The 24120-nt window shown below is 37.8% G+C and carries 21 protein-coding genes, 3 pseudogenes and 1 riboswitch; of the genes and pseudogenes, 7 read left to right on the top strand and 17 right to left on the bottom strand.

What is annotated here, in order from left to right; all coding sequences use genetic code 11:
- Positions 1-30: 30 nt before the first annotated feature.
- Together H1D32_RS11160 and H1D32_RS11155 are read right to left on the bottom strand one after the other, a co-directional pair.
- On the bottom strand, positions 31-996 hold the full coding sequence (locus H1D32_RS11160) for a 3'-5' exoribonuclease YhaM family protein (protein WP_261178376.1): 966 nt from the start codon (positions 994-996) through the stop codon (positions 31-33).
- A gap of 63 nt (positions 997-1059) precedes the next feature.
- Positions 1060-1785 (bottom strand): hypothetical protein, encoded by a 726-nt coding sequence (locus H1D32_RS11155; RefSeq protein WP_261178375.1) that lies wholly within the window; start codon positions 1783-1785, stop codon positions 1060-1062.
- Between the two features lie 202 nt (positions 1786-1987).
- Here H1D32_RS11155 and folE2 point away from each other — a divergent pair, with 202 nt between their 5' ends.
- Complete coding sequence (gene folE2, locus H1D32_RS11150; RefSeq protein ID WP_261178374.1) at positions 1988-2893, top strand: GTP cyclohydrolase FolE2; 906 nt, start codon at positions 1988-1990, stop codon at positions 2891-2893.
- A 195-nt stretch (positions 2894-3088) separates the two neighbouring features.
- On the opposite strand, the pseudogene H1D32_RS11145 reads toward folE2, so the two are convergent.
- A pseudogene (locus tag H1D32_RS11145) lies at positions 3089-4059 on the bottom strand (NAD(P)H-dependent flavin oxidoreductase).
- Between the two features lie 323 nt (positions 4060-4382).
- On the opposite strand from H1D32_RS11145, the gene H1D32_RS11140 reads away from it, so the two are divergent.
- Positions 4383-4841, top strand: a complete 459-nt coding sequence (locus tag H1D32_RS11140; RefSeq protein ID WP_261178373.1) for a hypothetical protein — start codon at positions 4383-4385, stop codon at positions 4839-4841.
- A gap of 194 nt (positions 4842-5035) precedes the next feature.
- Here H1D32_RS11140 and H1D32_RS11135 read toward each other — a convergent pair whose 3' ends face one another.
- The 4 genes from H1D32_RS11135 to H1D32_RS11120 form a co-directional block, all read right to left on the bottom strand.
- Positions 5036-5926, bottom strand: a complete 891-nt coding sequence (locus tag H1D32_RS11135; RefSeq protein ID WP_261178372.1) for a DUF4349 domain-containing protein — start codon at positions 5924-5926, stop codon at positions 5036-5038.
- 134 nt (positions 5927-6060) lie between these two features.
- Entirely contained in the window at positions 6061-6747 is a 687-nt protein-coding gene (locus H1D32_RS11130; RefSeq protein ID WP_261178371.1) for a GNAT family N-acetyltransferase, read from the bottom strand.
- A gap of 111 nt (positions 6748-6858) precedes the next feature.
- Positions 6859-7746 carry a carbon-nitrogen hydrolase family protein gene (locus H1D32_RS11125; protein ID WP_261178370.1) on the bottom strand — a complete coding sequence of 296 codons (888 nt, stop codon included), beginning with the start codon at positions 7744-7746 and terminating at the stop codon, positions 6859-6861.
- A gap of 236 nt (positions 7747-7982) precedes the next feature.
- Positions 7983-8870, bottom strand: coding sequence for a 5'-3' exonuclease (locus H1D32_RS11120; RefSeq protein ID WP_261178622.1), 888 nt, complete (start codon positions 8868-8870; stop codon positions 7983-7985).
- Between the two features lie 249 nt (positions 8871-9119).
- Here H1D32_RS11120 and H1D32_RS11115 point away from each other — a divergent pair.
- The 3 genes and pseudogenes from H1D32_RS11115 to H1D32_RS11105 all read left to right on the top strand — a co-directional run bounded on the left by H1D32_RS11115 (position 9120) and on the right by H1D32_RS11105 (position 12404).
- Positions 9120-10348 (top strand): annotated as a pseudogene (locus tag H1D32_RS11115) (MFS transporter).
- A 199-nt stretch (positions 10349-10547) separates the two neighbouring features.
- Positions 10548-10625: riboswitch (glycine riboswitch) on the top strand.
- Between the two features lie 132 nt (positions 10626-10757).
- The gene (locus tag H1D32_RS11110) at positions 10758-11027 is read left to right on the top strand and encodes an ACT domain-containing protein (protein ID WP_261178369.1); all 270 of its coding nucleotides are present in this window, start codon (positions 10758-10760) and stop codon (positions 11025-11027) included.
- 15 nt (positions 11028-11042) lie between these two features.
- Complete coding sequence (locus H1D32_RS11105; RefSeq protein WP_261178368.1) at positions 11043-12404, top strand: PFL family protein; 1362 nt, start codon at positions 11043-11045, stop codon at positions 12402-12404.
- Positions 12405-12477: 73 nt separating this feature from the next.
- On the opposite strand, the gene H1D32_RS11100 is transcribed toward H1D32_RS11105, so the two are convergent.
- Positions 12478-13218, bottom strand: coding sequence for a PRC-barrel domain-containing protein (locus H1D32_RS11100; protein ID WP_261178366.1), 741 nt, complete (start codon positions 13216-13218; stop codon positions 12478-12480).
- Between the two features lie 129 nt (positions 13219-13347).
- The gene (locus H1D32_RS11095; protein ID WP_261178365.1) at positions 13348-13692 is read right to left on the bottom strand and encodes a YtxH domain-containing protein; all 345 of its coding nucleotides are present in this window, start codon (positions 13690-13692) and stop codon (positions 13348-13350) included.
- A 357-nt stretch (positions 13693-14049) separates the two neighbouring features.
- On the opposite strand from H1D32_RS11095, the gene H1D32_RS11090 reads away from it, so the two are divergent.
- Positions 14050-14346 (top strand): YtzC family protein, encoded by a 297-nt coding sequence (locus tag H1D32_RS11090; protein WP_261178364.1) that lies wholly within the window; start codon positions 14050-14052, stop codon positions 14344-14346.
- Between the two features lie 78 nt (positions 14347-14424).
- Here H1D32_RS11090 and H1D32_RS11085 read toward each other — a convergent pair whose 3' ends face one another.
- On the bottom strand, positions 14425-15681 hold the full coding sequence (locus tag H1D32_RS11085) for a DHH family phosphoesterase (protein ID WP_261178363.1): 1257 nt from the start codon (positions 15679-15681) through the stop codon (positions 14425-14427).
- Between the two features lie 114 nt (positions 15682-15795).
- Entirely contained in the window at positions 15796-16173 is a 378-nt protein-coding gene (locus H1D32_RS11080; RefSeq protein ID WP_261178362.1) for a hypothetical protein, read from the bottom strand.
- A gap of 100 nt (positions 16174-16273) precedes the next feature.
- On the opposite strand from H1D32_RS11080, the gene H1D32_RS11075 reads away from it, so the two are divergent.
- Positions 16274-16612 carry a nuclear transport factor 2 family protein gene (locus tag H1D32_RS11075; protein ID WP_261178361.1) on the top strand — a complete coding sequence of 113 codons (339 nt, stop codon included), beginning with the start codon at positions 16274-16276 and terminating at the stop codon, positions 16610-16612.
- 557 nt (positions 16613-17169) lie between these two features.
- Here the strand turns inward: H1D32_RS11075 and H1D32_RS11070 are convergent.
- The 6 genes and pseudogenes from H1D32_RS11070 to H1D32_RS11045 all read right to left on the bottom strand — a co-directional run bounded on the left by H1D32_RS11070 (position 17170) and on the right by H1D32_RS11045 (position 24026).
- On the bottom strand, positions 17170-17655 hold the full coding sequence (locus H1D32_RS11070) for a hypothetical protein (RefSeq protein ID WP_261178360.1): 486 nt from the start codon (positions 17653-17655) through the stop codon (positions 17170-17172).
- Positions 17656-17685: 30 nt separating this feature from the next.
- Positions 17686-19830: a DNA topoisomerase III gene (locus H1D32_RS11065; RefSeq protein ID WP_396126179.1), complete on the bottom strand. Its 2145-nt coding sequence runs from the start codon at positions 19828-19830 to the stop codon at positions 17686-17688.
- A 444-nt stretch (positions 19831-20274) separates the two neighbouring features.
- Positions 20275-20538, bottom strand: coding sequence for a hypothetical protein (locus tag H1D32_RS11060; protein ID WP_261178359.1), 264 nt, complete (start codon positions 20536-20538; stop codon positions 20275-20277).
- A 211-nt stretch (positions 20539-20749) separates the two neighbouring features.
- Positions 20750-21634, bottom strand: a complete 885-nt coding sequence (locus tag H1D32_RS11055) for an MMPL family transporter (RefSeq protein WP_261178621.1) — start codon at positions 21632-21634, stop codon at positions 20750-20752.
- 921 nt (positions 21635-22555) lie between these two features.
- Positions 22556-23577, bottom strand: a pseudogene (locus tag H1D32_RS11050) (MMPL family transporter); the annotation flags it as partial.
- Complete coding sequence (locus H1D32_RS11045; protein ID WP_261178358.1) at positions 23574-24026, bottom strand: MarR family winged helix-turn-helix transcriptional regulator; 453 nt, start codon at positions 24024-24026, stop codon at positions 23574-23576. The gene H1D32_RS11045 and the pseudogene H1D32_RS11050, both read right to left, overlap by 4 nt.
- Between the last annotated feature and the right edge of the window lie 94 nt (positions 24027-24120).

The following is a 24120-nucleotide window of genomic DNA, read 5'->3' as shown; positions in this document are numbered from 1 at the left end:
ATTATAAGAAAAAGGATGACTTATGAAAAGTCATCCTTCTAACGTTACCTTCTTTAATCTTTTCTCAAGTACTTTCGACCAGTCAGACCATTCCCCTTGCGGAGTTTTTTCCCACAAATGGTGAACAACACCTAGTCTTGTATCCAGCGCATCCACTAAATGAAGCGCGAATGCCTCTGGGATTGTCGGCTCAACTGGACTGCCATACTCTGCTTTTCCGTGATGGCTTAATACCATATGTTCTAATAACTCGACCTCTTGAGAGTGAACATCAATATTTAACATTCGTGCTGTTTCCCTTATATCGTGAGCCATTGTAACAATGTGGCCTATAAACTTTGATTTGTCGGTGACTTTTGTAACGATCCCTTTTTCAAGTTTATAGTCTTTTATCTTAGCTAGGTCATGTAGGATGGCTCCACTTATTAAGAGGTCACGGTTTAACATTTTTGGGTATAGACCAACAACTGTCTCGCAAACTCTCACTGTGTTCATCGTATGCCAAAGTAATCCCCCATACCCTTGATGCCCATGTATTGAAGCAGGATATTGCGCGAGAAAAGGTTTGTATAAATAAAACACTTCATTTACAATTCTTCGTAGCGTCTCATTTTGTAAGCTTGTTATCGTTTCTTCTAGTTCTCGAAACGTCTCTTCAACCTGTATTGGTGCAGATGGTAGAAATTCTGATATGGAAATCGATGTTTCAATGTCTGGAAGAATGATATAAAAAACTTTCAAATCCATTGATTGTTGAAACTGTCGGGTTAATCCTTTGATAAGGACAACTTGGGGAAGCTCTTTGTGAATAATATCATACAGCTGATAGTCTTTTTCGGATAGATCCCATTTTCTTGCTTTAATTTCACCTGAAGCATCGGCTAATGTCATTTCAAAATAGGTTCCATTTTTACCAAGCTTCGTTTGTAGACTAGTGAGCAAAAAGTGTTCTTTAATTGTCTCATTCACTTTTAAACTTTGAATTACTTTTCGCAACTTCCTTCCTCCTCACCTTTGCATTAATACAATGTATGAAAAGGAATACAGGCCTATGATTATCTACGGAGATATTAAAACAATATTTACATCTCCTCCTGACAACTTTGCCACCTCTTCAATAATCATCATTCCTGTTTTTAAATTAATTTCCTCATCCTCAAATAAAAATAAATTGTTCGTTGCATACTCATAAGCTTCAGCTTCACGAATTGAATTTTTATCAAAATAGGTCAGGTTTTCACCGTATTCAAATTTCGTCGCATACGGCTTTAGATAGCCAAATTGTTGAATATATTCCACAGCCTTAATTCGTTTACAGGCATATGGAAATCGAAATTTTGCTAGAAAAAGCTTATTTTCATCCACATCTTCGACAAGGACATTAAAATCATGGTTAGGAACAAGGTTCGTAGCTTTATAAGTAGCTTTATTTCGATAATGATGGAATTCTTTAATCCCAAGCATGTGAAGAATATTTAACGTTTCAATCATTTTCCCACTCGTATTTAACCAAACTTCATTTAACGTATCATCCCGTAAGATAAACGTGTAGCTGAGCTTTTTAACGAATTTCCGGTATGAATTTTTCACACTTGCTTCATATTCTTTTCGGCTATAAAATACCCGACGGTGCAAGTATCCGCTTTTTTCAATTATTTCGATATATGGCGTTTGTTCGATATAATACATCTCAAACTCACGAATATCAGAGATAAACGGCAAGATTGATTTTACATATTCTTCGACCTGCTCAGGATCTTCGCTATAATATGCAAACCGGTTCACAATATTTACCCCCTAACTTTCCTTTGATTTAAAATATGCAGAAAAAGGGGTATAGAGAACAGTTGAAACAGAATTGAAAGATTTGCTTAGGTAAAAACCTATAGTGGCAGTTCATATCTTTTGTACAATACGAAGATTGTTACTATAATGAAAGCAAATGAATTATTTTGAACTTCAGAAAGAAAAGTGAGGGTTAATACTTATGATAAAAACAGTAGATCTGCCTTCGAAAGCAGAAAGACATAAGCGTTTCGGATCTGTTCCACCAATAAAGGGTACAAAGCCTACGGAGAAAGCCGAGATGCCTGATTTGCAAAATAAACCAGATGATTTTCTTTTTGCCATTAATTCAGTTGGAATTAGCAATGTAAAGCATCCGGTAATTGTCCACTCTGAACTAGAACCGAAAGTTCAAACAACGATCGCCACATTTGCGTTAACAACAAGTTTAAAGCAAATGTCAAAAGGAATTAACATGAGTCGCCTAACTGAGCTTTTACACCAATATCACGAAGCTGGCTTTGTTCTATCATTTGAACAATTAAGAAGTTTCACGAAGGAATTAGCTGAAAAAATGGAACAAACGTCGGCAACGATTGAAGTTACATTCCCATGGTTTTTTGAAAGAAAAAGTCCAGCCTTAGCAAAAATAGGTTTAATGCATGCTGACGCGAGAATTACTGTTACGTATGACGTTGAAACGGATCAATGTATCTATGAAACTGGATTAACTGCAGCAATTACAACACTATGTCCATGTTCCAAGGAAATTAGCGAATATAGTGCTCATAATCAACGCGGCTATGTAAGGATCGATACTGTTCTTTATTCAGACAGTATTGCTAATCAAGATTGGAAGAAGTTCCTTTTAGAAGCAGCCGAATCAAACGCTAGTGCCAAATTGCACCCAGTGTTAAAACGCCCTGATGAAAAAATGGTTACAGAAAAAGCTTATGAGAATCCAAGATTTGTTGAAGACATGGTTCGCCTTGTTGCCGCTGATCTTTATGAGAACCCTCTTGTAAAGGAATTTACGGTAGAATGCCGAAATGAAGAATCAATCCATGTCCATGATGCGATTGCTACAATTACATTTGCAAAAGAGTAAGAAAAGCGCAAGCGCCCAGGGAAAAAGTGTAGTCCTTTTTCTTTGGGTAGCCCCGACAAAAGCTACTGACCTCGTTCACAACGTGTGTTACTCCTAGAGTTACTACATGAAGCACAGTTTTTACGTTGAAATTTTATACTTTCTTACCTAGTAAAAAAAACGAGTAGAGGCTATTTCCTCTACTCGTTTCTATCTTTACTGAACTGCCTTTAGTGCAAACGATCTTTCACATGAGTCCATTAAATCGTCAATGATTGTTTGAACCGGTAAAATTTCTTTTATTTCACTAACTCTTGCTCCTGCAAATACAATTCCATTCTCAACATTCCCTTTGACAGCTTGAACTAACGAGTCAAGTGTACAAAATTGATAATTACATTGTTTTAAGCAAGAATGACATTTTTCAATTTTAATTTTTTCTAGGTTATTAACTCTTTCAACAAATCCATTTTAATCGCTCGACCGTGTAAACCAACCGTTGTTTTTACTAATACCGTGTCACCTTCTTGGCAATCAATGTATTTTTGTTTGTAAGATTCTGGCGCGTCACATTCGACGCTAGCGACAAAACGAGTTCCCATTTGAACACCTGACGCTCCCATTTTTAGGGCTCTTGCAATATCTTCTCCATTCATAATTCCACCAGCTGCAATGACCGGAATATCAACAGCCGCCACAACCTCCGGTAAAATATCAAATAACGGGCGATCTGTTCCTAGGTGTCCACCTGCTTCAAACCCTTCAACAACAACCGCCGCTGCACCTAATTTCTGTGAAATTTTTGCGAGCTTTCCAGACGATACAATTGAAATAACTGGAACGCCGTATTCTCTGCCCCACTGGTACATATCGCGAGAAATCCCTGCTCCTGAGATGATAAAATCAACTTTTTCTTCCATAGCAGCTTTAATTGTATTAGCAAAATCAGTCATGGCAAACAAAACATTAACTCCGATATAGCCAACACCATTTGTCAATTCTCTAGCTTTACGAATTTGCGCTCTCATTTCGTCAATTGGAATACCAGTTCCTGAAATGATCCCTATTCCACCTGCATTAGCAACAGCTGAAGCTAGACCGCTTAATGAAATGGCAACTCCCATTCCTCCCTGCATAATTGGAACCTTTGGTGTCATGTGAGCAATTTTTAATTGTGGTATATTCATTTGAGCTCCCCCTCAAAATTTATTTCCTCAAAACCAGTTTTTTTCAAGAAAAATAGTAACTTTTTACCAAGTATTTCTATTTTCTCAAAGAAAGCATTCTCTATTCTCTTATACAAATAAAATCCTACCAAATTTACGACTATAAACACAAGTTACATTTGTCACCTAGTACTAATAATAGGTAATAAATATTTTTGAAAATGATGATATTTGTCACTTGACTTACAAAATCAAAAATCTTTCTACGTTAATCGTTGGAATAAATCTGCTTGTTAAACAAAATTTAATAACACTACAATAAAAAAACGAAAGGAGCCATGATCATGAAAATAAGTAACATATTCTTTTTGTTTTTATGTATACTCGCTACACCTATAAACCTTGTCCAAGCTGATGAATTGTTAGATGGGATAAAACGAATTACTCCTGATAACCCACTAGGAGAAGAGTATACAATAGAGGAAGCCGTTTCTAAGTTTGAGGGGAAATTTCATAAGAAAGTCTTATTACCGAGGTATCTCCCATTTGAAGTTACTCATTCCGGTGGTAGCTATAGCGAAGCACAAAAACATATTACAGTTACTTATTATAATGAACATTCACAAGCAAAGGTGCAGATTGACACTTTTTATCAACCTATCTCAAAAGGGATCTCAGGAGAAACCGTTAAACTAAAGGATGGAAGTAAAGCCATTTATCGGACTGATATTGGTTCAGGCTTTGATTTCTTATTCATAGAGAAAGATGATTTCAACTATTATCTTGGCATCAAAAGCCTGTAGAACTAAAAACCCTAATTGATGTAGCTTCATCTCTTGAATAATACTCCTAGGTATTTTACAATCATCTACTGCCCCAATGCAGATAAGAAAAGCAAAAGGTGCTTGAAGTTAGACATCGAGTACTTTTTCTTATCTTCTAAAAAATCATGCCACTTTTTCCTCACATGAAAAAGTGGCATGATTTTTTGAACGGCTTAGCCTTCAAAAGGTTTATTATTCTTTTTCCTTAGGAGTAACAATATGACAAAGCCTACGATAAACACCGATACCAAAATAGGACTTAAACCAATCATTAGAACAATGATCACTGAGAAAAACGAAATAATCCCGTTAACACTGTCCATAAATAAGCTTTTCGCTTTAACCCACGTATTTAGATTTTCCGTTTCTTGCAGAGTAGCCACATTGATTTTATTTTCATTCAAATAAATAGAAACCGTTGAGAAGTCAACATTATTTTTTAAGTACTGAATTCTACCGAGCAATTGTTCAATTTCCTCTTGAACTCTTCCAAGATCACTCGATATTTTTAGGAGATCTTCTGTTTTTTCTGCTTTTTCCAAGAAACTAAGCAAGCGTTCCTCGACCACTCGTTTTGAACGTAGTCGAGATTCTAAATCAACAAATTCCTCTGTAACATCGTTCCCACTCACGGTTCGATCGATTACCTTTACACTCGCCGTTTCTACTTCGTTTATAAAACTGTGAAAGTGTTTTTGTGGAATTTTCACAACCAAATTACCACTCATTTGGTCAGTACCAGTATGATAAATGGAAGATTCGATAATATATCCTCCTAAAGTAGCCACTTTTTCTTGGATAAATGCCTCGGTCACTTGAAAATCTTTTACTTCTAAAGAAAGGTTTGCGTTGTAGATAACCATTCTTTCTGTTTCGTTGTAGCTTCGATTATGAACCGAATCGTCAGCTTGACCACCATAACCATCTGAGGCTTTTTCCTCAGATGATTCCATCGGGCCTTCTGACGCATAATCAGACGAAGACTGGGATTGCTCTCTCCCACTACATGCAAATAACATTGAGATGATGAAAACGAAAACGATTACTCTGATTATATTTTTCATAATACACCCACCCTTTTCTTATATAGACGATTCCTTTGAGTAAATAGTTTCAAAAAAATCATTTTCATCGCTGGTAGCCTTTATGTGAAGTTTACCTATACAAAATGTCTATATGAAAAACCAAAGAAAAAAGCCTACCCTTTAGGCAAGCTAAATACTCGTTTAAATGGATTTTTCCATTCCATCAACACACCATAATTTTGAGATTCTTCATCTTCTAGGTAATTCTCTACGATTGTTACAGGAGTTCGACCACACTGAAGTAAAAATGTAATAACTGGATCCTTCACTTCACCTTTAACAACCTTATCTAAATACTGTTCAGGAGTCAATTCAGAAGAAAACTTGTGATAACCTGGCATTCTTCCGCCACCTAACAAGCGATCCAGCCGTTTATGGACAACGACATCATACATAGCATCCATTAAAATTTTTCCTAATTTATACTTACGAAACAAAGGTCGTATGCAGATATCCACCACATACAAGGTATTTCCATCTGGTTCGTGGTTTCGAATATAGCCATTATCGGTTATTTCTTCCCAGGTATGTTGTGGATGACTTGGGTCAAATGTGACAACCAAGCCTGTCATTGATCCAGCCAGCACTCCATCTACTTCAATACATAAAGCTCCTTCTGGAAAAAGTGTTACGTGGTTAGTTAACTGCTCCTCATTCCACCATAGCTCTGACGGAAAAGGCGGTGGAAAGCTTTCTCGTTGAATTTCGATTAACTTTTCAGAATCATTTTTCTGATAGTTTCTTACAACAACCTTAAACGGCTTCCCCTCGTGAAAATGAAATATTTCCTTTCTGTACAAGAATGACACCCTTCCTATGTAGAGTTTAGAGTGTAAAGTGTAGAGTTTTTGACCGTAAAGCAACGAAGCCTTACTAACTCAACTCTACACTCTACACTATACACTTTAAAACTAACCGATCATTTCACCCTTGTTTGTCAATTGTTCCCAATCAGGATATAGGTCAGTCCTACGATCGCGCCATGTTGTCACAGAACCTGCTTCACGTACTTCGTATAATAAGGATAGGTCAAGATCACCAGTAATAATCATATCGTTATTTATATCCCCTTCATTGAGGATACCTTTTTGAGGAAAAGGGACGTCATTTGGTGTAATAATTGCTGCTTGACCGTAGTTCATTCTCATAAAATCAACAGTTGGCAGTGAGCCTACTGTACCAGTTGTAACTATATATATTTGATTTTCAATTGTTCTAGCGTGTGCAGAATAACGAACTCGGTGGAAACCGTGAGAATCATCTGTACAAGATGGGCAGAAAATAACATCTGCGCCCATAGCTTTGGCCATTCGAACAATTTCAGGAAATTCAATGTCATAACACGTTAATACTGCCACTCGACCTTTGTCAGTATCAAACACTTGTAAGCCATCGCCACCATGAATATTCCATTCTTCAACCTCAGTAGGAGTGATATGAAGCTTTGGTTGACCAACAATTCTCCCGTCTGGATAAAACATGTGGGCAACATTATATAGTTTTCCTTCTTTTTCAATAACATGTGTGCCACCAATAATATGCATTCCGTATTGTTTAGCTAGTGTACTGAAAATCTGGTGGTAACTCAGCGTAAACTGTGGTAAGTCTTGGATCGTCATTGGTTCCTCTGAAGCACCCCTAATTGACATTAACTGGGTTGTAATAAACTCTGGAAAAAGGACAAAATCAGATTTAAATTCTGCAGCAGTCTTCACATAGTGAGTTACTTGATCCTCGAACTCCTGAAAACTAGAAATTGTGTGTAAATGATATTGAACAGCCGAAACGCGCATCTTCATATCAAAACCCCCTCTATAACCGTTTGTTTTGTATTGCTCAAATGCTCTTTTCGTAAACTTTGCGGCTATTCACTAACTTTATGTGGTTGAAAAGCAACATTCTATTCGAAAACAGCTTTCTCTAAAAAGCAACAAAATGATCATAACATAATTGGTTTCAATACTATATGATTTTCCCTTAAAAAAGTATAGAAAAAAATGGGTAAAACACTTGAAGTGTTGACCCATTTTTTGTACTAACATAGTGGCTGAATATCCATTTTTAATCCTTCAATAAACGATTTATCTTTAAGAAGGCGACTAAATTCTAGTTCTTCAAGCATCGCTGTTACTTTGTTTTCATCAATGTTTCGAAGACATTTTTCTAGTTCAATATCTACAGGAGCTTCACAATGAATTTCCGCCAATTTACGAGACAAATGAAGCATCTCCAATTCGGTTTCAATCTTAGTGCGAATTCCTTTTGAAAGACTTGGTAAATTGTCTAGGATACCAGAGATTGATTGATATTCTTTCAACAATTTAATCGCGGTTTTTTCGCCAATTCCCTTAACACCAGGAAAATTGTCGCTTGTATCTCCCATTAATCCTTTTAAGTCAATGAATTGTGCGGGTGTTAGTTCTTTTTCCTCTAACAGCTTTTCTAATGTGTAGACTTCATAGTTTGACATACCCTTTTTCATGATAATGGAATGGATATTCTCCTCGATAAGCTGTAGACTATCGTGATCACCTGTTAGGATTTGGATATGCAACTCTTGACTATATTTTTTAGCAATCGTACCGATACAGTCATCTGCTTCAAACCCTTCAATTCCAACGTTTGGAATATTAAAGCTCTCGACGACTTTTTTTACTAAATCAAATTGTGGGATTAGCTCTTCTGGTGCCTCGCCACGATTTGCCTTATAAGCTGGGTAAAGCTCATTTCGAAATGTTTTCGCTCCCATATCCCAGCAGCATAAAACATGAGTCGGGCCAAATGTGCGAATCGCATCTTGCATATACTTCACAAAGCCATAAATGGCATTCGTTGGGACACCTTTGGATGTTTTCATTATATACCCGCTATATGAAGTGGCATAATACCCTCTAAAAAGAAGAGCCATACCATCAATAATCATTAAAGTCTCTTTGTTTGACAAGAAAATCACTCCCTTTACTAGGGTAGAGTGTAAAGTTGAAAGTTAATGTAAGATTGCTCCGAAGCATTATCTACAAACTCTACACTTTACACTCTACACTCATAAATACGATCTTACCAAAATAGCACTAGAATGATAGTTCAATACTAATATTCATTATTTTCTGTTCAAAGATTTTTCATAAAATGGTAAGATATATTTAGACTATCTAAATAAGGAGAAACACATATGGCCATACAACAAAAACAATTATCAACTGCCTTACCCGAACAAAAAACGATGTATAACATCCTTTTAATTATCGGCTTTGTTCATTTACTTAACGACGCTATTCAAGCGGTTGTTCCAGCTATGTTCCCGATATTACAACAATCAATGGGACTTTCCTTTACCCAACTCGGCTTAATTGCTTTTGCGCTAAACTTAACATCTTCACTGATCCAGCCAGTCGTCGGCTACTATACGGACAAACGACCATCACCATTCGCCTTACCCATTGGCCTAGGTTTTACGTTTTCGGAGTATTAGGTCTTGCCTATGCACCGTCATTCTGGCTTGTCGTTCTCTCGGTTATTTTTATCGGTCTAGGTTCAGCAACCTTTCATCCTGAAGGATCACGTGTCGCTTATATGGCTGCTGGGCCACGACGAGGTACTGCGCAATCCATCTATCAGGTTGGTGGTAATGCCGGTCAAGCATTAGCCCCATTAATCACCGTATTACTTATTGTCCCGTTTGGGCAGTTTGGGGCGATTTGGTTTACCTTAGTTGCCGCTCTTGCTATTGGACTATTAATCTACATTGCTAAATGGTATCAAGAGCAAGTTCAATTAATAGCAAAGAAAAAGGTTGCCCAGAAAGCCCAAGTTGCACGTAGCCCTGAAACGAAGAAAATTATTGTATATGCGATTACTCTTCTTGTATTTCTTGTTTTTGCTCGTTCATGGTTCCATGCCGGTATTTCAAACTTTTACGTCTTTTATTTAATGGAACAGTTTAATATTGATGTCGACCGGGCACTAATTTATATCTTCATCTTTTTGGCCGCTGGAGCTGTTGGAACATTTGCTGGTGGACCGTTAGCCGACCGTTATGGAAAACGGAACGTGTTAATGTTATCGATGCTAGGATCCGCTCCATTGGCGTTGCTTTTACCACATGTTGGACCTATTTTGTCCTATCTATTGCTTGGCGCGATCGGATTTATAATTTTGTCTAGTTTCTCGGTATCTGTCGTGTATGCCCAAGAGCTTGTTCCAGGTAAAATTGGTATGGTATCTGGGTTAATTGTTGGTTTAGCTTTCGGAATGGGGGCGATTGGTTCAGTTGCTTTAGGAGCTATCGCAGACTGGATCGGCTTAACGAATACAATGCTCTTTGTTGTCGCGTTACCTTTACTTGGACTGCTAACCTTCTTCCTCCCATCAGATCAAAAAATACGAGAAATAAACCAATAACAATTTAGGGCATCCATTTGGGTGCTCTTTTTCTTAATAATGCAATTTATCGTCATTAGGAAGCTTAATATGGCTATTTAGGTGTTATGAACTTTATCCTAGTTCCCTAAAAATTCAAAATAATTTGTTGACTATTTCACAATATCTTGATACTATCTTAAAAAAGCAGGCGATGAATACTATGGATCAAACTATAGTAGGAGCAGCTTCTGGAGAGTCCGTAGTAATGCGGCGCCGAAGGATTCACAATCTCAGGCAAAAGGACAGAAGAGTAACCACTACATATTTTTGTGTACGTTATTCGATTGCCCGTGAGATTGGAGAGATCCAATCTTTTTTGTATTTAGAAACTTTATCGAGTTAATTCATTAAAGTTTGTGGTAACCATTAAAATTTGAGGTGATAATGAATGAAACGGGCAGTTGTAAGTGTGATTGGTAAAGATCAAGTAGGTATTATTGCAAAGGTAACGAATGTTTTGGCCAAGAATAACGTGAATGTTTTAGATATTAGTCAAACGATCCTCCAAGATTTTTTTACAATGATGATGCTAGTAGATGTATCAGAAACTGATAGCCTTAATAAGCTACAAGAACAATTCGAACCTATTAATCATGAAATGGGTTTGAAAATTAACATTCAGCTCGAAGATTTATTTAAAGCTATGCATCGAGTCTAAGAGGAGGCGTTACGAGTGAATATTGCACTAGCAGAAATGCAAGAAACAATTAGAATGGTTCAAATGGAAAGCCTTGATATACGTACAGTGACAATGGGTATTAGTCTACGCGATTGTGCTGACTCAGACTTTGAAAAAATGAACACCCGCGTTTATGAGAAAATTACCTTTTACGCTAAGGATTTAAAAACCGTTGCTGAAACAGTTGAAAAAGAGTATGGAATCCCGATCATTAATAAGCGAATATCAATTACTCCTATCGCTGAAATTTTAGGAAATGCAACAAAAGAACAAGCAATTGAACTAGCAAAAACTCTTGATAAAGCTGCAAAAGTACTAGGCGTTGATTTTATCGGTGGTTATTCGGCACTGGTTCATAAAGGCATTTCTAAAGGAGATCAGACACTCCTAGATGCTCTCCCTGAGGCATTAAGCGTAACTGAACGTGTTTGTTCTTCTATTTCAGTTGCGACAACGCGAACAGGGATTAATATGGATGCGGTTCGTCAAATGGGGTACATATTAAAAGATGCTGCAGAGCGAACCAAAAAACAAAATGGCTTGGCTTGTGCAAAGCTCGTTGTGTTTTGTAACCCAGTTGAAGATAATCCGTTTATGGCCGGGGCATTTCATGGCTCTGGTGAAGGTGAAGTCGTATTGAATGTTGGTGTTAGTGGACCAGGGGTCGTTCTAAATGCTCTCCGGCGTTTTCCTGACGTTGATCTCGGTGGTGTTTCCGAAATCATCAAGAAAACGGCCTTTAAGATAACAAGGGCTGGTGAATTGATTGGTAGAGTTGTTGCGGAAAGGTTAAATGTTCCATTTGGAATTATGGACTTATCACTTGCCCCGACAAATGCTGTTAACGATAGTGTGGCGGAAATTCTGGAGGAAATAGGTCTTGAACGCGTTGGTACACATGGGACAATTGCTGCTTTGGCGTTAATGAATGATGCTGTAAAGAAAGGTGGTGCTATGGCCAGTTCCTATGTAGGTGGTTTAAGTGGTGCCTTTATTCCTGTAAGCGAAGATAACGGCATGATTCGTGGGATTACTGATGGTGCTTTAACATTATCAAAGCTTGAAGCAATGACATGCGTGTGTTCCGTAGGACTTGATATGATTGCTGTAACTGGCGACGTCTCCCCTGCGACTTTATCAGCGATGATCGCTGATGAAGCAGCCATCGGAATGATCAATAAAAAAACGACTGCAGTTCGCGTTATTCCTGTCCCAGGTAAGAAAGAAGGAGAAATGGTTGAATTCGGTGGCCTTCTTGGTCGAGCACCAGTTATGGGTGTTAATCCTTTCAACTCTGACAAGTTAATTAAACGAGGTGGGCGTATTCCGGCTCCACTTCAGGCTTTAATTAACTAGCTATTTACACTGATGTTCATAAATAGTTTATGAACATCAAATGGCGAGGAAGTTTCTCCTCGCCATTTCCTTTTTATAGCCAAAACTTCGACTTATTATATTTTGTAAATAATTCATCTTCAAATTCTCTTGTAATTCCCTTCTCAGGGTCATACTCAGGACCATTTTTGATTGCTTCTTTTTGTAACTCTACTCGAACTACCTGATCCGACCAGTTCACATAAGTGATCCATTGTGGAGCGATAAGTACATGTTTGCCGATCCACCAATTTTTTGTATCGACGACTAGATAGCGCAACTTCCATGTTTCATCACAGATCACGAAGTTCTCAACATGACCAATTGGTCCATCAACAGCTTCAATTGTATATCCTGAGACCTCTACAAAACTCCGTAACGTCTGATTTCCTACAAGTTCTCTTTCAGCACCAATTTCTGAAAGCTGCTTTGTTAGTTCCGTTGAATCTGTAAATTCTCCTTGAAAACTATCTCCACTCCAATATGATCTTAAACCATAATAATGAACGAAATTTGCCTCGTATTGCTTTGATGGCAACTCTGTCTCAAGCGGTGGACTACTTTTAATTTTATCCTTAGTCAGTGAAAGCTTGATGTTTCCATTTACGAAATCAAATTCTGTAACTGACATTGGCGAGATTAATACCTTTCTCCCTGGTAACCACTTCATGGTGTCAACGACTACATAACGCACTTCCCAGTCCTTTTCATCTAACAAAAAGTCGTGAACCGTTCCGATTGGCCCATCCATGGCTGTAATATCAAACTTCTTCAACTCTTTAATATTGTGCAACAAAACTAACACTCCTTTAAATGTTGAATTTTGTTATGAAATTTTCTTTGCTAACATATCAATTTCTTTCTTCATAACTTCTAGCTCTTTGTTTACAGCTTTTCCAATTTCTTTACCTGATGAAACTTCATCTCATATCACACTCTTCACCAGTTTCTTAATTTCTGTCGCATCAAGGTCATCTTGTTCTCGGAGTAATTCTAGTGCTCTTTTTACCTCATGAACAATCTGGTTGGCTTCTTCTACTACCGTTTCAGAAAGATTTGATGAGCTCTCTTCAATTATTTCAGTAAATGCCTCCATTCTTTCTTTTAATAATATCGCTGCATCCTCGGCCTTTAACTTACCGTATTCAAGCTGTTCATTTATATCACTTCGTAACTCTGGTCCTGATTTTGGTGTTGTAAGTACGGCGACTGCTGCCCCAACCGCACTACCAATTAATGTCCCGATAATTAATCCTTTTTGATTATCCAATATCATCACTCCTTGTAAAGTTATAGTGTTATAGACTTGTCCATTTTGCTATTCCCTTACCTGAAAACGAGTTCCTCCTTTATCGTTGCCCTTAGTAAGCTATACCCGATTCATTTTTCATAAAACATCTTTCGCAAAAATTCACCTTTGGTGGTGACTTTACCTGTTTTGCTAGGTTGCTACTGTAAACTGGCAGATCAAAAAAAAGAAACACTTGTATCTCTCTTACCAATTAATTATATTGCAAGGTTTTCGTAAGACGTGCAAACACAAAAGCTACATAATTTGTGAAAAGCCTTTTTGCATAAGGCTCTTTTCGTAAACAGCCTTGCATAAAAGCTTCAAAGTGAACAAATAATGAAAAGGTATGAAGTTCAAACGGAGGCGATCACATTGCTACAAAAAGATCAAATTGATAGCTATTTATCCAGAGCACATGAAACAATTGAAAGTGCTCATAAAGAATTACTAGATGTGAAATTAATTCAGCAAAATGACCCAACAGAATATCCTTTTATCATGAATCAGATTATGGAATTAGATGAGGAAATTAATGAGTTATTAGCACAAGCTTCGCCTGAACAACGAGATCAATTAGAAGAGGCACAGCATCAGTTACGGGAAACAAAAACTGTGATGATTCGTGGTATTTAAGACATATAAATCGAATTATAGTATGCCTGTCATAGGTACGTACAAAGAATCGAGGACGATATATCGTCCTCGATCTTTTTAATGAGAGTATAATTCCTGATCTCCTTCCCCACTTAAGAGATAAGGAGCAATATCGCCTTGTTCAGCAGCATAAAGCTTAAGCTCAATGACATTCTCCATTAGGAATTGGACAAAGACTTCATCTCTTACAAGCCATGCTGAATAATGGCGTTTAATAAAGTTCTCCGCTTCCTGGAAAGATAAAAACTCCTCATCTAGAGGTGATCCATTTAGTTCTACAACCCATTGCTCTTCCTCGGAAGAATAAACAAAAAATTGATCATCATCTCGATTCTCATAAAGAGAGCCGTATAAAGAGTTCTTTAGATTGTATTGATTACGGAAAGCATCGGCTCTCATTGGCTCTATTTTAAATGGCTCTGCGACAAAAAATTCATAGGCTTCAGGGGTTAATGAACAACCAGAAGCTTTGGCATGTCCTCCCCCGCCGTACACTCCAGCAATTTCCGAGACATCAACATGGTCATGAATTGTGCGTAAGCTCATCCGTTTCCCCCCGACACTGACAATTGCTATGTAATCGAGATGAGGATTATCCTTTCCTAATTCATTCCCGAGCTCTGAATGATACGACTCAGCATGAACAATTCCAACACAATAATTATCAATAAACGACTGAACTAACTCACGCTTCTTCTTGCGAACATAACGTTGGATCTTTTCTTCCTCTAACGCTAGCATTTTTTCTTCGAAGTCATCAAAAGCAAACGTTTCATTCTTTTTCAACCTGTCAACCATCCGTTCTTCAAACTCATCAATTGAAAGCATGAAAAATAGATCGTTTAAACGCTTAGCTTGTGTATTTCCGTTTTGGTCCCATTCCCATGTATCATACTGACGTACTAGTTCTACAAATTCTTCAACCGATTTTGATGGTTTGATATAACCTTCCTTTTTCAAATGATCATAAAATAAACTTGTAGCCGAGGCTAATCGACCATCATCATATTTAACTTGAACATTTGCCCAGCTATAATTATTAAAATGAATAGCTGTTTTATGGTGATCAATTAATTGGACCTTTCCACCTTTTCCTACATAATCATTTAACCCTTTTTCGTTACTATCATTTACTGATAAGTCGGTAATAAAAAGTAAATCATCCTTCTTCGGTTTCTCTAAAAATCGTGATACCTGAAAATCTAATCCCATAACTGAATTGTAGCGAATTTCAACATTCCCTTCAAAAGCTAACTTGGCCACTATGCCACAACCAACGCCATCTAAATCATTGTGTGTATATAAACGGTACATTGCTAAACACTCCTAAAATAACGATATTTAAATGAATCTAAAACACAAATTTAGTATGTACAAAAAAGCTAGTTATATGGTGAAATAAACTAGGAATTAAGTGCTATCTTTCTCCTAACGGACATATTCAGCTTGAAAAGAGTTCGCTCCTGCATGAACAGAAAGAAGGGTATTTGCAAAACCTACCAAACGGTTAACTAATTCGTCAGCAATCGCATAAACAAGTGGATATACCGAAGGCTCATACAGTGTAGGGTCATCAAAAATAATAGTTGTGTTAATAAAAATATCACGATTTCCTAGTAGGTCATAATGAATAATTACCTTTCCAACAGCTCCAGTTGTTTCAGGATCTGAATAACTAGGGAGGAATACATACCATTCCTCAGCAGTGTGAGAACGAAAATTTTTAGTAAACGTCATACCTGCAAGTTCTCTTGCGATTTTCTCTTCTAGTTCAGGGTGATTTAGGCTGGTTACCTTTTCTTTCATGGCCAACTCCTGTTTCGTTTTTTCTATTTTTGTCTTCTTAGTACAAACTATTCTTGAATGTGTATAATATAGTGTGATTACATACATTAGGGGTTATCATATGATCGATTTTGCAAGTCCTGCACAAAAACAATTAGAAGCATACAATAACAGAGACCTAGAAGCGTTCATGGCCTGTTACGCAGAAACATGTTTTGTAGAAGATGGTGCGGGGAATGTGTTAATGGAAAACAAAGAAGCAATGCGAAAGCGTTATGAACTGCTCTTTGAAGAAAGTCCAAATCTACATTGCCGCCTAGTTTCTCGAATTGTTTTAGAAAATTACGTTCTTGACGAAGAACGGGTAACAGGATCAAGAGGTTCTACTGAAGAAAGACATGTTGTTGCTGTTTATAAAATTGAAAATGGCTTAATTTGCCATGTGAGGTTTTTAAATTAGGGGGAGGTTCGCATAAATCGTTTTTCACTTATGCAGCATGAACCACAATAATCTGTTTAGCTGAAGAATTCATAATTGGTGCAGTCACTCTTCCGTGCGACGAGTAACCGCAGGAGCAATGGTTTTCCTTGCGACGAGTAACCGCAGGAGCAATGGTTTTCTGTGCGACGAGTAACCGCAGGAGCAATGGTTTTCTGTGCGACGAGTAACCGCAGGAGCAATGGTTTTCTGTGCGACGAGTAACCGCAGGAGCAATGGTTTTCTGTGCGACGAGTAATCGCAGGAGCAAATGTCTACAAAAGGCTGTTTTTCGTAAATTTTGTTGGTTTCAGGTCGTCTTTTGAGAATAAATAAGCTTTTGGGGACAAATTTATTTGTCCCAATGGCTTATTTATTCTCAAAAGCTTCACGCTAAGCGTGAAGAACCAAGCATTCGCTTGGTTACGACCTAAAGCTAGTAGCAACAATATTTTAGAAAAGAGCGTTACAAAAAAAGAGAAGAAGCAACCGTATACAAATGGTTGCTTCTTCTTTCTGTATGTCTCTATCCGTTAAATCTAGATCATAAAAATATGAACAATGATAAAACCGAAAAAGATAAACGCCATACGATAATGAAATTTCCTTCTAAACCCTGAAGATTTTAACTTTCTTAATACACCGCTAAAAAGCAAAATCAATAGGACTATAAAGGCTAAAACACCACTGATTACTTTCAGGTTTTGCAACCCTAGAGTATGGATTGACATCATCAGCACCGCATGAAAAACGATAAGCACTACAGCAGTAACTGCAATTGGAATGTGGTACTTCATCATCACTTTTGTAATTTTAGCAAGCTTAACCTTTACGGTTCGATCTTTTCCTTTTCGAATTAAAAGTAGAACGAAATACATGTTGATATTCACCAAAAACAAAACAAATGCTACTTGCGAAATGATTTTTGCAGATAAAATATAGTAGGAGTCGGAGCCTTGATAAAAACTCCACCCCACGATTAAACAAATCGTTAGCGCATTAACGAGTAGCCATTTTCGAATCAAAGCTTCACTCCCCTATCCTCATCTAAATAATTACTTTTTCAGTTTTGCTAGTGCCTCAGCAAAAGGATTATTAAACGGCTCATCATCTGCCTTCTTTTGCTGGTTTAAGTATTTAGAAACATCTTTTTTCGAGATTTTTGTATTCTTCTCTTTGTTTCTTCGATCTGTAAACGTCGATAGCTTTTCGCGGTGACCACACTTACAGACAAAAATTTGTCCTTCACCTTGACCACGAAGTTCAAGTTTTTTCTTACAGTTTGGACATCTAGCATTCGTTGTTTGTGAGATTGTTTTTTTATGGCCACATTCACGATCTTGGCAAACATGCATCTTGCCACGTTTTCCATTCACCTCAAGCATCGGCTTGCCACACTCTGGACATTTACTTCCAGTTAGATTGTCATGCTTGAATTTTTCCTTACTATTTTTTATTTCATTTACAACCAGTTTTGCGTAGCTTTTCATTTCATTAATAAATGTATCTTTTTTAAGCTGACCTTTAGAAATTGCCTCGAGCTTCATTTCCCATTCAGCAGTTAAGGCTGGTGATTTTAAGTCTTCAGGGGCTAGATCAAGAAGCTGCTTTCCTTTGGATGTTACAAAAATATCTTTACCTCTTTTTTCAATCAAAAATGTGTTAAATAGCTTTTCGATAATATCTGCTCTGGTCGCTACGGTACCTAGTCCACCTGTTTTCCCAAGCATACGAGCAAGCTCTTTATCATTAGAAGGCATGTATTTTGCAGGGTTTTCCATTGCTGAGAGCAACGTTGCTTCATTAAGCGGTGCCGGCGGCTTCGTTTGCCCTTTCGTTTGAGTAATTGAAAGGATAGGTAGCTGATCCCCTTTAGAGATATCAGGAAGCTGTTGATCCTTTAAATCCTCTTCATCAGTATCATCAAAGCGATTTTCATAGACTTCTTTCCAACCAAGGGCTTGAATGATTTTTCCGCTAGCTATGAAAATTTCTTGACCAATCTTCGCCTTCAGTTTCGTTTGTTCATATAAAAATGGCGGAGAAAGTACCGCTAAAAAACGTTTAATCACTAGATCATAGATTTTCCATTCTTTATCCGTAAGCTTTGTAAGATTAACAAACTCCTCAGTTGGTAAGATTGCATGGTGATCCGAAACTTTACTATCATCGACAAACGACTTATTTGTTTTAATCGATGACTGTAACACTTTCGCAGCTGGCTTGGAATACGGTCCTATGCCACAGGCTTTGACACGATCTTTTAAGGTTGCAACAATATCAGTAGAAATAAAACGAGAATCGGTTCTTGGGTAAGTTAAAATTTTATGCTGCTCATAAAGCTTTTGCATGATGGACAAGGTTTCTTTGGCTGAATAGCCAAAAGCTTTATTCGCATCCCGTTGTAACTCTGTTAAATCATATAGTTGTGGTGCATAACTTTTTTTTGCTGTTTTTTCCACGCTAATAATTTGAGCTGTTTTATGATGTTTTAACTGTTTTAAAAGCTCGTCACTTTGCATTTTATCAAAAGTTTTCAAATCATTTGATTTTTGGTCTTGCCACACAAGTTTCAGTTTTTGATCTGTTTGAGCTGTAATGCCGTAAAAATCTTTTGGCTTAAACTGCTTAATCTCTTCTTCTCGTTTTGCAATCATCGCAATGGTTGGCGTTTGTACACGCCCACATGATAGTTGCGCATTATGTTTGGTTGTTAACACACGAGTAGCATTAATCCCAACAAACCAATCCGCTTCTGATCTGGCCACTGCTGAATGGTATAAGTTTTCATATTGCTTACCACTCTTTAATTGTTTAAAACCATCTTTTATCGCTTTATCGGTAACTGAAGAAATCCAAAGTCGTTTCAGTGGCTTTTTAACGTTTGCTTTTTCAATAATCCACCTAGCAACGAGCTCCCCTTCACGACCTGCATCGGTCGCAATGATCACTTCACTGACATCTTTGCGATTTAATTGTGTTTTAACTGCTTGAAACTGCTTTCCTGTCTTTTTAATTACTACAAGCTTTAATTCCTTTGGAAGCATCGGCAAGTCCTCTAACTTCCATGCTTTATATTTATCATCGTACGTTTCTGGATCTGCTAACGTCACTAAATGACCTAGCGCCCACGTTACAATATATTCCTGACCTTCTAAATATCCGTCACCTTTTTTGGAACAGTTAAGCACTCGGGCAATATCTCTACCAACAGAGGGCTTCTCACATAAAACTACTTTTTCATGAAAAACATCCTTTCAAACTTTCGCTACCCATTACTATAACATATGTTTCCATGCTAGGCACTTTACCAAAAGAGTTGATTGTAGTTATTTCGTTAGAAAACACTATGAGTAAAACTTAGAAACCATTACGTTCAATTCATTCGGTAATAAGAAAAGCGCAAGCGCCCTGTTAAGCCCCGACTAGCAAATGTTCTTCGAGAAAAAAAGTGTGCTCTTTCACTTTTATTCTCGAAGGTTATTTGACCTCGAGGGGCTGGGCGGTGCTCCTGCGTCACTACGTTTACTCGTCGCAAAACCTGCAATGAAGTAACTTCATCGATGTGTCTTGGAGCTAGACAGTTATTACGTTGAAATTTTATACATTCTTATCTTTAAGAAAAACACCCGCAAAAGCGGATGCTATTCTTGGATTGGATCAGACGTTAATCCCTGTTTTTTGATTTCTTTTTTTGTTTCCATACTTTCCATTTCCTTACCTAGCTTTTTCATATCGGCAAAATTAGCCGTCATTGTATTTAGATCTTTATCAGTGTCCTCAGTATTCTTTTTGGAAATTGGATTTTCTAACTGTTTTCTATCTTTCTCATTATCAATCGTTCCTCCACCGAGTCCTTCATTGATCATTTCATCAATTTGTTGTTTTTCTTGTTTTTCTTGTTTCATTTTCTTCACCCTCCTAAGAAGTAGTGTAGTTTTCTTTTCCCGACAACGTCCAAGCCTAAACATCTTTTTTTATGTAGCATCAAAAAAGGCTGGCCCAAAAGTGTCTGACACCACGCGGATCCTACTAAATATAGACGTACAGATTTTTCATATGTCTATATTCGGTGCCTAGCGGTGTCTGACACTTTGTTTTGGGACAGCCTCTCTATAATTATATTTTTCTCTTAAATGGCCACCAGTTTTTACTTCCAAACATTTGTACCATGACTGGAATGAATAACGGCAACATGACAAAGGCATACAGCAATAATCCTGTTAAAACAAGTGTGGCAATTTGTAGTAACGACATCACACCAGAAGGCATCATCGCACCGAATGTACCAGCAAGGATAATCGCTGCTGACAAAATCACAGTTCCGATTTGTCCCATGGCCTTAACCAATGCTTCTTTTAGCGGCAAATCCCTGACTAATTCACCAAAGCGTCCCATCAAAAAGATCGAGTAATCAACACCAAGCGCCATCAGCATTACAAAGCCGAAGAACGGTACTGCCCAGCTGATTCCTGCGTGACCCAAAATATCGATAAAGATGATTTCCGTAAATGTCATTGATGCAATATATGTGATAATTAATGATGTCATAATATATAGAGGCATCACTAGGGAACGTAACAAAAAGACAAGAACTATGAAAATACCTGACAGCATAATGAGTGCAGTTCGATTGAAATCTTCATCAGAAATAGTCTTTAAATCTCGGTTGACACTGGCTAAGCCACCGATTGAAAAACGCCTATCCTCAAATGGCGTTCCTTTTAAGGCAATCTGCATTCTCTCTTCAATCTCACTAACAACATGAATTGCTTCGTTACTATAAGGGTAAATATCTAAAATCACATCAAACTTAGCAATTCTTCGATCCGGCGTTGTGAATGTATTCCAAAGCGGGTCTAAGTCTCCATCCTCAAACACTGAGGCTGGAATAAAAAATCCGGATAATGGATTTACTCTTTGCGCTGCGATTTCTTGGAAGAGTTCCCGAACTTCCACTAACCCATCTTCAATTTCTTCAATTCCATCAGCGATTTCAATCATGCCATCCGCTAACTCGCCAAAAGCATCTTCAATATCACCGAAAGCACCAGCAATTTCACCCTGACCTTTACGTACTTCACCAATACCAGAGGCTAAGTCACCGCTCGCTGTAGCTAACTGGTCTTGACCTGCACCAAGTTCTGTTAAACCGCCTTGAACTTCTGCTAATCCTCCACTAACTTGACCTAAACCATCTGCTAAAGCATTTATAGCATAAGTCAGCTCAGGTGGAAGCATACCACCTGCGGTTAACTGCCCCATTTGTGCTGCAATACCAACAACACTTTCATTTATCTGCGCTAAGCCAGCTGCCGATTGCTTGGTTCCAGCACTTACTTTATCCATTTCCTGCTGAAGTTGCTCTGCTCCCCCTTGAAGTTCCTTCGTCCCATTGACAAGCTGACCGACATCTTGCTGAGCAGTCCTCATATCACCTTGACTTCCTGTAAGCTCATCAGCTATTTCAAGGAGCGCCTCTCGAACCTCTTCTAGCCCCTCTACGATTTCCTCTAAACCGTCATCTACTTCACCTACAATGTACGGAATGGTAAACTCTTCAACCTTCTCACCTCTTGGCCGAGTCGCACTACGAACTTCTTTCACACCTTCTATTTTTACAAGCTCCTGAGTGACGAGTTCAATATAAGGCATCCACTGCTGTTGATTCCACTCCTCATCGTTTTCCAAAACGACATTAACAGGAAACGCTTGACCTTCACTAAAATTCTCAGAAACTAGTTCAAAAGCATAGACCGAATCAAATTCATTCCCAATTTCATTTAAGGTATCCATCGAGGTTGCTCCGCGATAGAACAACAAGGCTGGAACTAGTAATAATGCTAAGACAACTAATGTCCATCCTGGCTTGTAAACCGAGAAGTTCCCAAGTTTATCCCAAAGCCAACTTTTCTTACTCGATAATTTCCCGCGGGCCGGCCAGAAAAGTTTTTCACCTAATAATAGCATCGCAGTTGGGACCCAGACCCAAAGTCCAATGATCAGAACGACAATTCCTACCGCAACACTGACGGCTGAACGGTATAGATCAAAGTCAGCAAATCCAATCGCAAAAAAGCCAATAAATCCTGTTAATGCACTGTAAAAAACAGTTGCCCCTTCGGCTTTATAGGTATCTACCATAGCTTGGACCCGGTTTTTCCCTAAAATAAGTTCTTCTTTAAATCTAGTTAACAAAAGAATGCAATAATCTGTTCCAATTCCGAACAATACCGCTACAATAAAAATCTGCGTGAAGTTTGAAACTGGAAAGTTTAAGAATTCAATCATATACGAAACGATTGGAACACTTACCAAATAGGAAGCCCCTACAGTAATGAGTGGGACAAGTGGTGCTAATAAAGAACGGAATACAAATAGTAAAATTCCTAAGACAAATACCACTGTAATAATTTCTGTTTTGCTAAACCTTCTTCAGAACTTATAATAACGTCTTCAGCAATTATTGCTGAACCTGTTAAATATGAAGAAACACCTTCTATTTGAACAGCTCTTTCAATTTCCGGTCGCACATAGGTTACTTCGGTTACGCCCATTTTCACCATTAAAATAACCATTAACGTTGTCCCATCTTCACTAATTAGCATTTCTCTTTGCTCATCGGTATCAAATGGTGTAATTATATTTTCTACTTTTGCACCACCTAAATGGGTACCAATCGTTTCCATTTGCTGTTCAACTTTTTCTAGTTGTTCTGTATTTAATCCCTTTTCATCGTGGTAAACTACGAGAACAGCTTCTCCTGTCGCTCCGCCATGCTCTTGCAAGATATCTGCCGTAATCTTGGATGGGTAACCATCCGGTACAGAAATCTGTCCTTTTTCCCGCACAAGTTGTTCTAGATTAGGAGCATTCACATGCAGTAACACACCAATTACAATCCACAATAGCGGTAAAATATAAACCCACCGATAATTTCTTATCATCTGTCAGTCTCCTCTTTCTCTCTAATCAGATTATTGATTTTTTCGTATACGTTTAAAAAGACAGTTACCTCACTTGGTTCCAATTGTTCAAAGAAGCCGGAAATAAAGGTAATCATCGCTTCTTCAGAATGTAAATAGACATCCTCTCCTTCTTTAGTTAACGTTAAAAAAACAGAACGACGATCCTCAGGGTGGTTTTTTCGAACAATCAACCCCTTTTCCTCAAGTCGGACTGCTTTTGCAGTTATCGCACTTTTATGTACGCCAGATTTTTCAGCAATTTCTTTTAACGTCTGCTCCCCATCTAAATAAAGGAAACGAAGGATCCCAAATTGTTCCATCGACATTGGGATTACCTTATCAGAAATCAATGTTTCTAATTTTTTGGTGGCGAATAAATACACATTCGCATATTGCTCAATGAGCTCTTTCATTTTTTGCTGGTCCATTTAAATGCTCCTTAAAGTAGTTTACCCCCTAAACAGTTTATACCTTAAACTAATTTACGTAAAGTTGTTATTTTTTTCGAATTCCGAAATTTTT

Source organism: Anaerobacillus sp. CMMVII (genome assembly GCF_025377685.1).
In the GTDB taxonomy this organism is placed as follows: domain Bacteria; phylum Bacillota; class Bacilli; order Bacillales; family Anaerobacillaceae; genus Anaerobacillus.
This window is presented reverse-complemented; position numbering and strand designations above follow the sequence as displayed.